Here is a 14,669-nt window from a genome sequence, read left to right as displayed (position 1 = left end):
TTAAGTTGCATTTAAGTCTCCCCCGGATTCCGCACTACCGTCAGAAGCAAACGGAGTCACATTTACACTGTTAAGTATCAACTTATTCGTAGATGTAAAATTGTATATGTAATTATTAGCGGCTTCCAGCTTGATGCTCGATTGAGCATAAGATTTATCTATCCCCCCAGCAGAGACAGTTATTTTGTAAACAGCCTCGGCGTTAGCACGGATAATACCGATATATGTATGGTTTGTTCCGGAAGCCGTTACCGGCAAAAGCTGGATGGTCTCATTGGTTCCGCCTTCAGTACGCAGAGAATTTCCTTCCAACTTAATGCCGTTTCCGGTCGTAATGCTCGCATACTCCACATTAATCGTGATCTTGGCCGCCACCGGGGCAAAGACAAAGTCGACACGGTTGCCGACAGCTACTTTTGAAGAGATAAGCTGGTTACTTTCCCAAAATGCAGTCGGGGTCGTCTGTTCCTGTTTTATCCCACTGAATGTGGTCGGAAACGAAGCCGTATAGGCCCCGTTTTCGGTAGTAATGGTGATACCATCTCCCCCAGTGTTGGGCAGCCATTTCGAAGTGCTTCCGGAGTCACTATACTTATAAACCGTAGCACTACCACTTGCGGATACCCCCGAATAGATATTGATCTGGTCGTTTGCAACGAAGGTCCGTTTGTCGTAGTCTGAGTCATGGGCATCGGTCGCCCGTGTTACCGGGGCAGCTATTTCTGCTGTTACTTCCAGCGGACGGCCTATTCCTGTCTCTTGTTCTCCGGACGTACAAGAGGACAACAGGAGCAGCAAGACGGCTATCTGTATGCCCGGTGATCGTTGTGTTGTGTTTATTCTTTTCATATCTGTTCTTTTTCTATGATAATGATCCGGTATGAGTTTGATTCGGTGTCCACGGTTTTATTTCGCTGCCGACAGGCACCAGGATATTGTTCTGGATGGTAAGCGTATACTCATACTGCGAACCGGTTGTCAGCGTGCAGCCGGACAAAGTCGTTTTATAAGTTACATTCTTGTAGGTAACGTTGACGGTAATATCCGTAGAGGTCCCTTTGGGATAAACGATGCCGTGCCAGGTATAGTTGTTGGTATCCGGACGGTAAAGCGTTACGATCTCCTGTACGCTTCCCCCTGTCAGCAATCCCGGCGCCTGCACCTGAATACTAAAATCGCCCGAAAAGGCAGGGCCACCCTCTGCCGGTTTAAATATCAGCGTCAATTTCGTATTTACATGTTTGAATGTGAAATCAATGGTTTCGCTGCTTGCCGGTAATATCTCCGTTCGCAGCAAATTGCTTTTTAAATAATTGGTCGCAACGCTTTGTGAAGATTGAATGCTGGTGTAATTTGTCGGATATACAGCCTGATAAGTAGCTCCCGCCTGCAGGGTAAGCGCCTTGCCGGACGGCGGTGTCCAGATTCCGGACGACAACGTATATTCTATTACATTGTCCGCTACTCCTCCATATTTTTTTGTGATCCGAATCTTATCGCTATTAACGAAGGTACTCCGGTCATAACTATTATCTGCGGCAATCGTTTTACTGCCGCTTTCCGTCAGTATTCCGCTGAAGCGGTCTATCGATGCCAGTACTTTCACAGGATTACTCTCCCCGGCAGGCATAAGGATTGTTTCATCCGAACAGCCGGATCCGATAGCTGCCAGCCATACAGCGGCCACCAGTGCCATGTTTTTATGTATTGTTATTCTTTTTCTCATCATATTCTCCTTTCATCATTTAAAAACCATCCGGGCGAAGTGTACCGTTCCCGGTAACCTTTTGCCATCCGTCTATTGTTATGTCTTCAACGACAATGGCCCTATCGGATAAGATCAGACTATAGGTATAGCGATAACCCCTCTCCCATTGTATCTGTTGAAAATTGGCAGACTTGACAACCAGATGGCGTTCATTCGTCGTATCGGTCGTTTTTCCGAGCACGATGGTCAATGAAACATCTGTTGGTTTGCTGGCCAGCGGAGCGACCAGGCCATAACCGACTATTGCCGGAGTTCCATTCTCACCACATTTAACGGCTGTGGTCGTTGGGGCAGGAGTGAAACTTAATACTCCTGTTCCAGCCGTTACGCCCAGGGTACCGTCTTTTAGTTTCATCGTGGTCGTTGCACTGTTTGCCGTAGCGGCAAATATGTTTGAAACAGTGTTGAGCGTGATCTTCTTAACATAGTCGTAATCGTTATCGACCAGACGTCCCGAAGCACTTTGCAGCTTAAACACGATCTGCGCCAATGCATGTTGCAGATGAATAGTGGGCGAAAAAGCCCCCTCGGCATTGCTGGCTGTGATCGATGTCTTGCTACCGATATCGCTTGAACCTGAACCGTACAGATAATCAACAGTGTTGCATTGCCAGCTATTTTCGCCGTTGAAAGTCATATCGGTCGGTATCGTTACCTCAATCGTATGCTCATCGCTGGTCGTAGAAGGATTGAACGTTGCATCTGAGGGACTGAAAGCGAAAACACGCGCCTGAAGGTTGTAAAGGTTTACGGCAGGTGCACCTGCCCAGCTCAAGGTTCCTTCACCTTTGGCTTTGAAGAGGGAAAGTCCGTCTTTCAATTTGTTATCCGGATCTTTCACACCCTGGTAAAAAGGATAACCAGCACTTTCCGTTACATAAAGCATGACAGAGGATATTTTATCTTTACCAGTTACGGCTTCCGACGATTCCAGGCCGTTCACGACAGAACGGGTCGACGGTTGACCGGTATAGAAACGGGGTTGCAGCAAAACTGTTTCTCCCCGGTTACCGAAAAGGTCATTGTCTGCCCCATCCTCTCCTGCCGTGCAAGCAGGCAACAGGAGAAACAACAGGTATCCCAGGAAGACACACTGCCGTAAAGGTGGTGCAGCCAGACAAATGGATTGTTTGTTTTGTTTCATATTGATTCTGTTTTTATTTATATCGTTATTATTGATGTATCAAATGTTTGTATCGGGAATCTGGGCGGCATCCTGCCAGCCGACGACATTAATTCCCGACAGTTCAAGGCCGGTCGGTTTAATCGTTACCGTGTAAGTGTAGATTTTGCCTCTCTCCCATTGATTGGTACAAGCCACCGACATCGGTTTTCCATCGACAATCAATGAAATGGTGCCTGATAAAGATTGACTACAGGGAATAGCATAGTTTGTGATGGTAAGCGTTGTCTTAACATCGGTTGTAGCGGTTGCTGACGTAAGTGTATAAGTATATGATTTATCGGTGGCGGTGTTATCCAGATCGAGCAGTTCGCCGTTTGTTAGTTTCATGCGGGTATTGTTGCCCGGCACAGGTATTTTGGAGGTGTATTTTACAGAGGTGACTGCGGCGGTTCCTTTGTAACTGTCTTCTTTTTTTATAATAAGGCGGAGTTTGGCAAAAACATGTTTCAGACCGATGCTGACTGACTGGCCGGGGCCTTTGGTTCCGCTCGGCATATTGTTTCCGTTGTTGGCGTAAGGTTGGTTTTCCTGATAAGTGTTGTTTTTGTATTCGACACCGTACATGTAGTCGTTTTTCGGCTGGGTAAGGTCTACTTGGTTGCTTGCGGCGGTTTTCGAACTGGTATATTCAATAGCTGCAACCGGCACGGGAACGGTTGGAACCGGATCGGTTGAACTGGCTGTCGGATAATTCTGAATGTCACTCTTCCCATTCGCCGGAGCGGGATGACAGGAGAAGATGATTGCTTTCTCATTATTCAGCCAGATGGTTTGATCGGTCGGCGCATTTTCCGGTACGAGCGAGGTGATGCCATTCGTTGTTACAGGTTTATATTTTCCGTAAATCCCTGCCGGACGGATACCGTAGGTCTGTTCGGTCTTTTCAGCGTTGACGGTGTAAATACCGACGCTGGTCAGATCGGAAGCGTCATTGACGGCGGCACGCGTCAGAGACACACCGGCTACACGCAGGGTAAGGCTTACCGGGTTGTCGATATCTTCTTCCTTCGAACAGGAAGTCAGAAGGGAGATTGTCAGGATGGGTAATAACAGGTAATTATACGGTTTCATAATCTTTTATTCGTTTAATAAATTGTTTCGTTTCTTTATTTACGGTGACTGAGAGTATCTGTTTTCCCTCTCGATAGGGGATTAAGGGGGGTGTTAGAGCTTGTTATATGGCTGGACTATAACACACCCCCTGCCCCCTCTCAAGAGGGGAAAAGTTACTTTCAGCTCCTAATTGACAGGGAGTTCTCCGGTTGCTGCACCATCCCCCCAACCTTCTACTGTTATGCTGGATAGGGTTAATTCCTTACCACTTAGTTTGGCCGTGTAAAGGGTGTTTGTGCCTTTTGCCCAATTTACAGCATCAGTATTAGCGGCCAGGTCGACTGCATAAACAGTATTGTCTATTGTAAATTCTACCTGTATCGTATTTTTTGCTCCGTTATGAGGTAAAACAAGAATGCTGAATTTAGATGAAGCATCTTTAGCTGCATCCGCACCAGCTAATCCGGATCCGCCTTGCTTTTTCAATGTGTAACCATCACCAATAAAACGCGTGAATGTGACAGTTTTTTCTGCATTGGATGTTATTGTTCCATCTTTAATTGCCATAACAAGATTGGTACCCTGGCTTAAAGCCGTATTACTTTTATTCTTCAAAACAATTTTTGTCAGTTTACCTGTATTGGCATAAGTTCCATCATTATATATACGGAAACTGACCATTGCCATAGCATGTTTCATTTTTAGTGCTACGGAAGCATCCGGAGAACCTGCCGCCTTTCCATTGCTGGCTGTTGCCGGATTTCCGTTATTGTCTGCATCTTCCGCCCACATATAATCGACTTCTCCGGGAGCAGATAAGATCGTTGTCCCGGTAGCGTTGTCTGTTGTTGGGATCGTATTATTTGTATCCTTACTATCTGATGTTCCCGGAAAGACTGTAACTGGTATTGTTGAATTTTCAGCTACAGTGGTTAATTTTAATGCAGTGCCACTAGCAGCCATCTCCCCACCGGCTCCAGGTGTATATGCCGGATGATACCCATAGATCGTGGCTGTTTCGCTAGTCAGATAAATTTTATCGGTACTACTAGCCCAAGTTCCATTTTTCGTATATAACGCGTAATTATTAGTGTTTCCGTATGACGTTGTTGGTCCTACTGCATACACTGCAATACTTTCAAAATTGGTATCATCGGTACCTTCGTTTATCGCACTCTTTGTCAGCGCCACCCCAGCAGTGATGCCCAGTTCAACGGCGTCCGGGTCGTTGGAGGGGTTGTAAGGGGTGTCGGGGGTATCCTCGTTGCTGCAACTACCGGCAGACAGGGCTGCCAGAAGTATCAGGTAAACAGGTAATTTCGTTTGTTTCATGTTGTTCGTTTTTTATACTTGTTGTTTTTATAGGGTTATTCAACCAGATTCAGATCATCGTTTTTTACTACCGGAACCCATTCGGATACGGTAACAGAAGAGATACCCAGTTCCTTATCACCTATATTCAGGGTGATTTCGTGAGAAGTTCCACCGGCAAAAGACAAGTTTCCTCCGGCTGATTGAGGAGTGATCTCAAGGTCTTTGAACGTACCGATGGAGGTTTCGACTGTCAGCTTATAAGCATCGGAAGTGCCGGTAAGCGGCGGTAAAAGCAGGGAACCCGAGAGAGGTGTTGCTGTCGTACCGCTGATCTCTGTTCCATCATCCGGGAGTTCCAAAAACAACTCACCGCTACCCGAGAAAGAAGTTTCACCATCGGTTAGAGCCAGTGTGACACTGTTCGTCGCCGTAACGGTTATCTTCTTGACTTTCACGCTTAAACCACCGGTTACTTTCTTCATTGCTTTAAATGTCAACTGCGTAAGCAAATGCTTATAAGTGAGTGGAGTTCCGCTTCCATCCGTATTGACGAAACGACTCCCGTCCCACCGGTTACCGGAGATTTGAGAGGCATACATCAGGTCGGTCTGGCCGGCGAGGATGTATGTAACCTTGCCTTCATTATCGCTATACGAAGATGCTTTGGGAGCCACGGCAATCAGGTAAAGCCAGTCTCCGTTTTCCGGGTAAGTAGGGTTTCCAGACAATGGAACCGTACCGTTAGTCTGTACCTCCGTGTCTATCTTCCATTCTTTTACATTATTAGCCGGAGAAGTGAGGCCGGTGTAATTGCCGCTGCGCATAGAGGCAAAGACGGTGGTGCCGAAAGCCTCGGTGATCGTCTGATCGGCTTTCGTTTCCACTGTCGCATTCCCCTGGGCATGCAGTTCGATCGGGACTTGTTCAGGCTCGGATTGCTCCGAGTCTGAACAGCCTGATACCAGCAATAATGCCGGGAATAAAAGCAGATATATACGTTGTCGCTTCATTCGCTTTTTGTTTGTGTTTGGCGGGATTATTGAATAGTGACTTGTCCGGCAGCGCTTGGCTTCCAGTCAGTAACCTTTGCAGATGTGGTAATTTTAGTTGCACCTGCTGCTGCTGTCGGAGGAGTAATTGTGAATGTGATTACATGAGAAGCACCTTCTTCCGTAGCTAAATTTGATCCACTACCATTTTGTACTACCAGATTATTGTATGATACAATCGTATCATCTACGGATAAAGACAAATTAACCGTTACGCTTGATGCATGAGCAATCATGATTGGAACACTTGGATCGCATACATTTGTTGTCAATGCTGTATTGCATCCTGCAACTGTGATTTCACCGACTGTCTTCCAGTTTACCTGACCATTGCTGAAAGTTAATGATTCCGGTACTTTAGCGTTTTGAACAGTAATACTTTTTACACTAACATTTTTATTTTCCCATTCAGTTCCTGTCAACTCTTTATAAAGCTTTGCAACAAAAATAAGCTGGGTTGTTTTGTGCTTAAAATCTAGAACAATCCCTCCTGATGTGGGCGTTTGTGCAGATCCGGCATCTACTTTTCCGGCATACATCACATCCAGAGAACCATCTGTTGTAGCAAATGAGACTTTGGTCGCATCTACAATACCTTGGGGAGAAACCCCTAAGATTGAAGCTTTGGCTGTTTCAGCACTTACAGGATAGTATAATGCCGGAGTCAATGTAATTTCTCCTGCTGTACCACTTGCTGTAAATTCTGCATTAGCGATATTGGCACGGTCTCCGTCACCAACAAACTTATTCTCACTATCCAAAGTATTTTCCTTTCTCGGAGTGAAAGAGGTAAAATCGGGACTCTCGCCATCAGCCATCAATATAACAGCTTGCATGCTTACTCCTGGAACAACCGCAGCTTTTGTCTCTACTCCAGCCACCTTCTGACTGATCTGGACGGGCACCGCATTTGCCACCTCGCCGTTGCCGGTTACTACATTCTCTTCGTCATTTGAGCAGCTTGCCATTATCAGGGCCAATGCTGCCATACTTAATAAACTCTTTTTCATTTGTTTTACTTGTATAAATTAATAATGTGTGAAATATAAATTCTATCGTTATTTGTAAGGATCTACCGTTACGCCTCCCTGGTCACCCGGACTCCAGTCAGTCACTTTGACCGTAACTGTTACCTTAATGCCGTTTTCTGGTCCGGGGTCATCCGGAATATCCGGATTATCCGGCTCGTCAGGTGTATCGGGGTTGTCCGGAACATCTGGATTATCGGGATTATCAGGTTCGTCCGGTATATCCGGCGTGTCGGGGACTTCCAACGAGATTTCTACTTCGTAGGCACTGCCGCCTTCGCTACCGCCTGCATCAAACTTGACGGGAAGGTCTTTGAATGTCTTGTCGTTTGCCGGATTGCCGTCTACATTCAGCACAAGGTCGAGCGTTAGCGTTGCTTCCGGCTGTACCAGGACGTAGCCGGGTAATGTCACGGTTCCGTTGGTGATCGGGAAACCACCGGTGCCGGGATCGGTATATATAACAACCGGTCCGGCATTCCCTAGGGGTTCTATCGCTTCCGAGCCGAGGTCGACAATGGCTGTCGAGGCCAGGCCGTTGATATGGACTGAGCGGATACGGTAACTGTCGGTCGCTCCTTTCAGTTTCAGTGTAAAGTTCAGTTGCGAAAGCAGGTGGCGGTATGTGAGCGGTGTCTTTACGGCATCGAACTGCTCGGTAACCGAGCCACTTTGTTCTACCGAAAGCATCAGGTCCTCCTGCCCGGTCAGGGTATATTCCACTTTGCCGTTGTTGAGTGGGGCTGCCGGGTAATAGCCACGCAGATAAACGGGCGAACCGTCGGCCGGATAATAGCGTTCGGGGGACAGGATAATTTCGTTATCGGTAGCTTCGCCCTCCCAACTGTCGGAATATTGACCGGCTGTGTTTCCGGCTGCAATGTTGACGGGGGTGCCGTCAAAAACATCGACAATGGCACGGGTGCGGATACCTGTATATAAATGTATAGGCACCGGGATAATTTCCTCCGGGATAGCGATGGTCAGATCGAGGGTGTCGGCACCTGTTTCGGTTGCCCGATAGAGCTGTGACGAGACGTCTTCACTGTAGGTTTGCTTTTTTCCGTCCGTACCCTGCCAGGATAATGTCAACAGATGGGTGTCGCTTGATGCACTGGGATCAACGTCTTCCGGCCAGGCGATACCGAGGATACCGGCTGTTGTGCTGCAAATCTTCTGTGCATCGGGAGGCGGGAGAAGCATGCCGAGAGTCGCGGAAGATGTTATTTCTTCTGTAGCCAGATTTACTCCCCTGGTAATGCCCTGCAAGGTAGCATCCAGCGAACCGGCGATCTGTCTGCCGGGGGCCGTCACCGTGAGACGCAGTATCTTACGGATATCTTCGGGTTGAAGTGTCAGTTCATTCGTCTTTCCTTCGGTAAGGGATATGCCCGAACGGCTGGCAACATAGACAGGAGCGTTCAGTGCAGGCATTGTTGTTGATCCCTCGGGGACACGAACTGTTGCGGTAGCCGTGGCAAAGCCGTCGGTACCGTCTATCGTGACCGCTTCCGGATTGTCGGTCGTGAGCAGGGCGTCATACTGTCCGGCAGGCAGCCATTTGTCGAGTTTGCCTGTCGCATTTGCTGCATCGAACCGGCTTTCGAGCGGTTCCGTCAGTCCGTCGCCAAAGATGCGGAGAGCCAGTGCCTGTACGCCGGGGTTTTCGACCGTGACGATGAGTTGTCCCTCCCCTTCATGTTCGGGTTCGGGTTTGTCGTCATCATGACAAGCGGCCAACAAGACGAAGGCGGCAGCCAGCAGGAACGGTTTAGCAACTAAGTTATTCAGTCTCATATTTTTTGTTTATAAATTATTCGTAGACACACGAAAAGCGGCACGACATCCTCCGGGGATGCCGTGTAACGATCGGTGCATCTGTTTTATTTATCGTTTACAACAGATGCGATTGATAAAGAGAAAAGGAATAATGAGCCAATTTGCTAATGTGCCAATATGCCAATGGAGATAGTAATAGATTCAGAATTTCTCAAATATGAGCTATTTGTATCTCTTTAATGGGGCAAAGCCCCATGCCGCAGGCTCTCTTTTGCCGTCAGTTTCAACTGACGGATAGATAATCTTTCCGGTTTTTCCGGATTCCTCTGTGGGTTTCAACCCCTTTCCGGATATTATATTATGAAAGGGGATAAATCCCACAGAAGAAGAGGCTTTGCCTCCTGTATTTAAAACCGTTGGTTGAAACCAACGGCAAAAGAGAGCCTGCGGCACGAGGCGAGCCTCGTTGAAAGTTGATACGGTCTGTCCCTTTGCGATCCCGTGTCAAGCACGGGAACGGGATAGTTCAATTCTTTCTATATTTTCATCTACCGCGAACCCCGCCTATTAGCAGAAAACGGCTTTCCATTCGCCGATGTTGCGGTCTTCTTTGTTGAAGTCGGCGCCGACTTTGACTAACTGGCGGCCATCGATTGTGTATGGGATCAGATAGCCTTTGTCGTCGATTTGTTGGAGGGCTTTGTCTACCGAACCGTTCAGTTTGAATTCGAATACGTAGATATAATCAGCTGTCTTTACCACTGCATCCGCACGCCCTCGGGCACTGCGAACTTCGGCTTCTACATATTGCCCCAACAGTTTGAAGACCAGATAGAAAATTATCTGGTAATGCTGTTCGGTCCGGTCGTTCAGTTCATAGGGAATGTCTGCAAAGAAAGCACGCAGCCGTTCCATAAATGCATCGACATCACCGGCACGCAACTCCTGGCTGAACTTACCGATATAAAACGGAGCATTCGCTTCCGATAAAGACGTATAATACGGTGTGATAAAGTTTAACCATCCATATTCCACTTCGGCATTCGGATAGCCAAGACGGAAAAAGTTGAATTCTGAATCATAATCTTTGATCGTCAGATACCCACTCTGATAAATGATCGGCACTGGGTTCTGAAAATCCGCCCGGTAGTCGGTCAGTGCAGCTGCCGGCACTTCTATGCCGTCCAGCTGGCGCAGATCGTAGTCTGTCTTTTTCAGCATATCGACCAGCATCGTAGGGGTTCCCGTAGCAAACCAATAGCTGCTGAAACGTTTCTGTAGCAATGCATTCAATACACTGAAAGGGTTAAAGATACCCTCTGTCCGGAACTCCGAGAAATGATAGCCGTCGTAACGTTTCGTCAGTTCATTTACTGTTTGTTCGTATGTCAGCTTGTTCATGGCGGCAAGGGCAGCCAGTTCGGGTTGGAAGTCGCGTTCGATTTCTACCTTTGTCATACCGCAAACCGTTGCATAATCGGGAGCCATACTGATATCTATCAGTTGGTTCAGGTTACTGAAAATACCTAGTTGCGAGAACTTTGTCACTCCGGTGATAAATACAAAACGCAGGTAGCGGTCAGCATCTTTCAGGACGGTGTAAAAGCCGGTCAGCATTTCGCGGTAAACGTTGTGCAGGTCATCATTAAATAATGTACGTAACAGAGGTTTGTCGTATTCGTCAATCAGAACGACAACCTTCTCCCCTGTTTTCTCACAGGCTTGTTGGATAATTTGCATGAAACGACCTTCGTAATTAGTTGATTCCTTCTTTTTTGTGATTTCATATTTATCTTCCCAAGCAACCAGGTGATCATCCAGTATTTGTTCCAGGCTCTCTTTCGTTTCGTAGAATTTCGCATTGAGACTCAGATGAAGCACCGGATACACTTTCCATTCTTTCTCCAGTTGTTCGATAGCCAGTCCCTTGAACAGGTCTTTCCGTCCGAGGAAATAAGCTTCGAGTGTGGAAAGCAGCAGGCTTTTACCGAAACGGCGCGGACGGCTCAGAAAATAAGGTTTGCCGGTAGTTACCATTTTGTAAACCAATGCAGTCTTATCTACATATAGATATCCGTCTTCCCTCAAAGAGGTAAAATCCTGTATCCCTACCGGGAGTTTTCTGATCGGTGTTGTTTCCATGTCTCTGTTGTTTTTAAGCACGAACACAAAGATAAGAATAATATGCTAATGTTGCATATACCAATGGATATAGTAAATAGTTTGAGATTTATCAAAATTGGCACATTGGCATATTAGCAAATTGGCACATTATTTCTTTTCTTTATCAATCTCATCATGTCAAAGAACGCTTGTTTTTGCATCGACAGTCGATGCCGTGTTGCACTGGGTGTAAGTGCAACGTTACACTCGATGTCGATGCAACGCTGCACTTGGTGTCGATGCAACGCTACATCGACCCTCCCTGCAAATCATTCGATTTCAGGACGATCTCCGCCGCCGGAGTCGCCTACCACCAGCTTCGTTGGATATTCCAGGGTACGTGCTTCTTTCAAAGTCGTACTGCTTTGGCTGAACTGTGTGACGATACGCAATGTATAGCTACCGTCGGCCAACGCCGGAACACGGGCGATCACCTTGCTGGGGTCGTTCTGGGTAAGGCGGCGAGTCACTTTGGTCGTTGTGCCGTCGCCAGCAACGAAGAAGACACCTACGACAGCGTCATCGCCGGCTATTTTGATGTTATTGCCCGTAATCATAATATCTTCGCTTGCCGTGATCGAGCCGTCGAACAGGCCGGTCAGAGTATCGGTGACAAGCCTGATACGGGCCACGTCGGCTTTTGTACCCATATTGATCACTTTTACGTTTTTCAAGGCGTCACGGAGCTTTTTAGTCGGAACGATGTCGAATGTCAGTTTGTGGATAGCCGGATCGAACTGAGCATCCGAGTTCTCGAAAGCACCCAGGATACGCGGGGAGAACTGGCAAAGGTCCGTTGTCACACTATCGCCGTTCAACAAGGCTTCGAGGATAATATCACTGTCCTGCGACGTTACCGAAAGGATGGTCGGCAACTTCAGTTCGGAGCCGGTGCGCTTGATTTCCCGGGCCGTATCTTCTTTGGTCAGGGTTTTCGGACCGGTTTTCACTTCGGCAATGCAGTCTTTCGTATTGTCTTTTGTCAATGGGTTATCACGCAGATAAAATTCCCAGTAATACTCTTTGTTGTAATCTTCCATGATGTTTCATGTTTAATTGTTAATACTAATGCTGTTTTATTTGTTCCGGCACGGTGTCGGACTTTTAATTTTTGCCACGCAGGGTGAATATTATTTATCTTGAATGCAACGAATGTTATTTGCATCATAATTGTCTTTATTTACAAAAGTGATTCCGTTTGTTGATTCTGCTCCACCGTTTCCTTGCGCATAGAATATTTGATGCGTCTGGTTTGTTTGGAGATATACAGCGTAACCAATATTAGCAATATGACTTACCGACACTGGATAACCGGAAAATCTCATATAAGTCCGATTGCTTGTCCCGTCATATTGGAAAAGAGCTCCTCCTTCAATTTTATAGTTAGATAGGATTGAATTTTGATTGGGCTGATTATAATCAACCAAAATTTGTAACTCATTTTTAGATGGAACGCGCCAGCCGGCAGGACACGGATCATGTATAGTTTTATCAGTGCTCCAGGTTGGTACGGGACTAAAACGTGCCCACTCATGATTCCAGCCACTACCAAGTGATTCAGGATGTTGATATGCATACAGTAAAGAAGTCATATCCAAACTTGACGGCATTATCCAAGTAATACCATCCGGCTCATACCGATTCAGACAATGTCTAGGCGGTTGTTTTCCGTCAATTGTAAAATGATATTGAGTTCCTAAATCTTCCGAAGGGTAGCTTCCGGGAAAAGGATCTTTACGACCTTTCTGATAATGGAATCCATTGGCACGCGACATATTAACAATCTGTTTAGGAACTGAAACATATCCGTCATAAGCACCCAAGCAACGGTCCATTATCGGATTATAACTAACACCATTTCTTTCCAACTTAAGGATACGCTTATTCTCTGGTGTAAGAATTGTTTCGTTGGCTGTAGCCGAAGGAGAATAATTCGTTATCCAAACATGCCATGACCAAAGTATATTTCCATCAATATCACAGGCTGCTATTACACCACTACCTCCAGTAGTATTGGGAGCCACGCGACAATAGATTCGTGCATTTCCAAAATCACCACCATTTTTAAGATCAACAATATTTGTATGATCGTCAGAAGATGTTACGACCCCTAATGCCGGGTCACCAACATCACCGTTTTCTTTTGTCTGCCATAATACTTTTACCGATTGAATCTTTTTTGTTGAACACCATCCCTGTAACAATGAGTTTTCTACCGGATTCCCCTTTACATAATAGGTATAAGGATTAAAACAGAAAGCTCCACCGGGAGCTACTATAAAACAGTTTGCGGTCGGAACCAAATTGTTATTATTCTCGGATGCCGCTATCGGATCGATAATTGTTACACGGCGGTCATTGACAGGTAGGTCAATATGACTGATCTTTACCGTATAATTATAGTCCGTATTACCATACAAATTGAAGTCTGTCGATTCTGAACCACCCAAATAGACACGGTAACTCAATTTCTTCTTGAGGTCAGAAGTATTGGCTGCAATAAAATCGACATACGAACTGCCCATCGGGGCATTCGATTTAATACGGTATGTCTGGGAGGTTGCTAATGAATTCGTTCCACGCACGTTAGCCGGAACCCAACAAGAATAATTTCCGGCACCTATTTGGGTACTCGTTAATTGTATGGTTATATATTGGTCCAGTAAAGAAGGATATGTTTTATCATCTTTATCTGGGGCGGCCACCACTTTATAATTAAGAGGGATACTTTGCAAAAGGATTTGTTTTAACTGATAACCACTGTATGAATAAGACCAGTTCAGTATCAAACGGGTTGCCAAACGACGAAGTAACAAACGGACATCCTTACCTTCAATACTTTTAATCGTATTGTTTTCTACGCATACATGTTCCAAATGCAGAACATAAGGCATCTGGTTCATATCTTCCTGATTGGACGGATTTAACTCGGATATAACGGAGGCGTCAATACTTTTAGTTTGGGCAGATGTAAGATTGCCAGTATCCAATGTGGTACTTGTATTACTTTTACCCCATGCTACGATCACCAGTTGGCAGTCGATATTTGCTGTCAGAGTCAATTTAAGGGCAGAACCGATCTCTTGTTCCGCAATTACATTCGACATACCTCCTATGCGATTGCCGGAACGATCGTATTGTTGTATTTCCAAATTATAGAGTTTGTCCGGTTTCAGAGAACTCTCCGCTCCTTTCGTTGCCATTGCAGGTTGGAGAGCATAATTGAAAGCGGTAACACTTGATTTAGTTTCCGATGGCGCGGACAGGGTATATCCGTCTGTTTCATCTGCCAAGCCAATATTAAGCGTTACTTCCACCGTCTTTCCTTC

11 protein-coding genes are annotated in these 14,669 nt (G+C 46.2%); all 11 read right to left on the bottom strand.

The features are described from left to right. The gene (locus HMPREF1535_RS18190) at window positions 1-849 is read right to left on the bottom strand and encodes a hypothetical protein (protein ID WP_046147077.1); all 849 of its coding nucleotides are present in this window, start codon (window positions 847-849) and stop codon (window positions 1-3) included. A 13-nt stretch (window positions 850-862) separates the two neighbouring features. Next, complete coding sequence (locus HMPREF1535_RS18185) at window positions 863-1,729, bottom strand: fimbrillin family protein (RefSeq protein WP_244275656.1); 867 nt, start codon at window positions 1,727-1,729, stop codon at window positions 863-865. 16 nt (window positions 1,730-1,745) lie between these two features. After that, window positions 1,746-2,912: a fimbrillin family protein gene (locus HMPREF1535_RS18180; RefSeq protein WP_046147075.1), complete on the bottom strand. Its 1,167-nt coding sequence runs from the start codon at window positions 2,910-2,912 to the stop codon at window positions 1,746-1,748. Between the two features lie 39 nt (window positions 2,913-2,951). Beyond that, window positions 2,952-4,025 (bottom strand): fimbrillin family protein, encoded by a 1,074-nt coding sequence (locus tag HMPREF1535_RS18175; RefSeq protein ID WP_046147074.1) that lies wholly within the window; start codon window positions 4,023-4,025, stop codon window positions 2,952-2,954. 168 nt (window positions 4,026-4,193) lie between these two features. After that, entirely contained in the window at window positions 4,194-5,339 is a 1,146-nt protein-coding gene (locus HMPREF1535_RS18170; protein ID WP_046147073.1) for a fimbrillin family protein, read from the bottom strand. A gap of 35 nt (window positions 5,340-5,374) precedes the next feature. Continuing rightward, on the bottom strand, window positions 5,375-6,331 hold the full coding sequence (locus tag HMPREF1535_RS18165; protein ID WP_046147072.1) for a fimbrillin family protein: 957 nt from the start codon (window positions 6,329-6,331) through the stop codon (window positions 5,375-5,377). A 26-nt stretch (window positions 6,332-6,357) separates the two neighbouring features. Further along, window positions 6,358-7,380, bottom strand: coding sequence for a fimbrillin family protein (locus HMPREF1535_RS18160; protein ID WP_046147071.1), 1,023 nt, complete (start codon window positions 7,378-7,380; stop codon window positions 6,358-6,360). A 48-nt stretch (window positions 7,381-7,428) separates the two neighbouring features. Beyond that, window positions 7,429-9,195, bottom strand: coding sequence for a fimbrillin family protein (locus tag HMPREF1535_RS18155; RefSeq protein WP_046147070.1), 1,767 nt, complete (start codon window positions 9,193-9,195; stop codon window positions 7,429-7,431). 549 nt (window positions 9,196-9,744) lie between these two features. Continuing rightward, window positions 9,745-11,319 carry an ATP-binding protein gene (locus tag HMPREF1535_RS18150; RefSeq protein ID WP_046147069.1) on the bottom strand — a complete coding sequence of 525 codons (1,575 nt, stop codon included), beginning with the start codon at window positions 11,317-11,319 and terminating at the stop codon, window positions 9,745-9,747. A 290-nt stretch (window positions 11,320-11,609) separates the two neighbouring features. Continuing rightward, entirely contained in the window at window positions 11,610-12,380 is a 771-nt protein-coding gene (locus HMPREF1535_RS18145; RefSeq protein ID WP_046147068.1) for a DUF4469 domain-containing protein, read from the bottom strand. A gap of 90 nt (window positions 12,381-12,470) precedes the next feature. Then, window positions 12,471-14,669: DUF4906 domain-containing protein (locus HMPREF1535_RS18140; protein ID WP_087880824.1), on the bottom strand; the 2,199-nt coding region annotated here is incomplete at its 5' end.

The organism is Parabacteroides goldsteinii DSM 19448 = WAL 12034 (genome assembly GCF_000969835.1).
GTDB lineage: Bacteria > Bacteroidota > Bacteroidia > Bacteroidales > Tannerellaceae > Parabacteroides > Parabacteroides goldsteinii.
The sequence above is the reverse complement of the archived record's forward strand: the minus strand, read 5'-3'. Positions and strand labels throughout refer to the sequence as shown.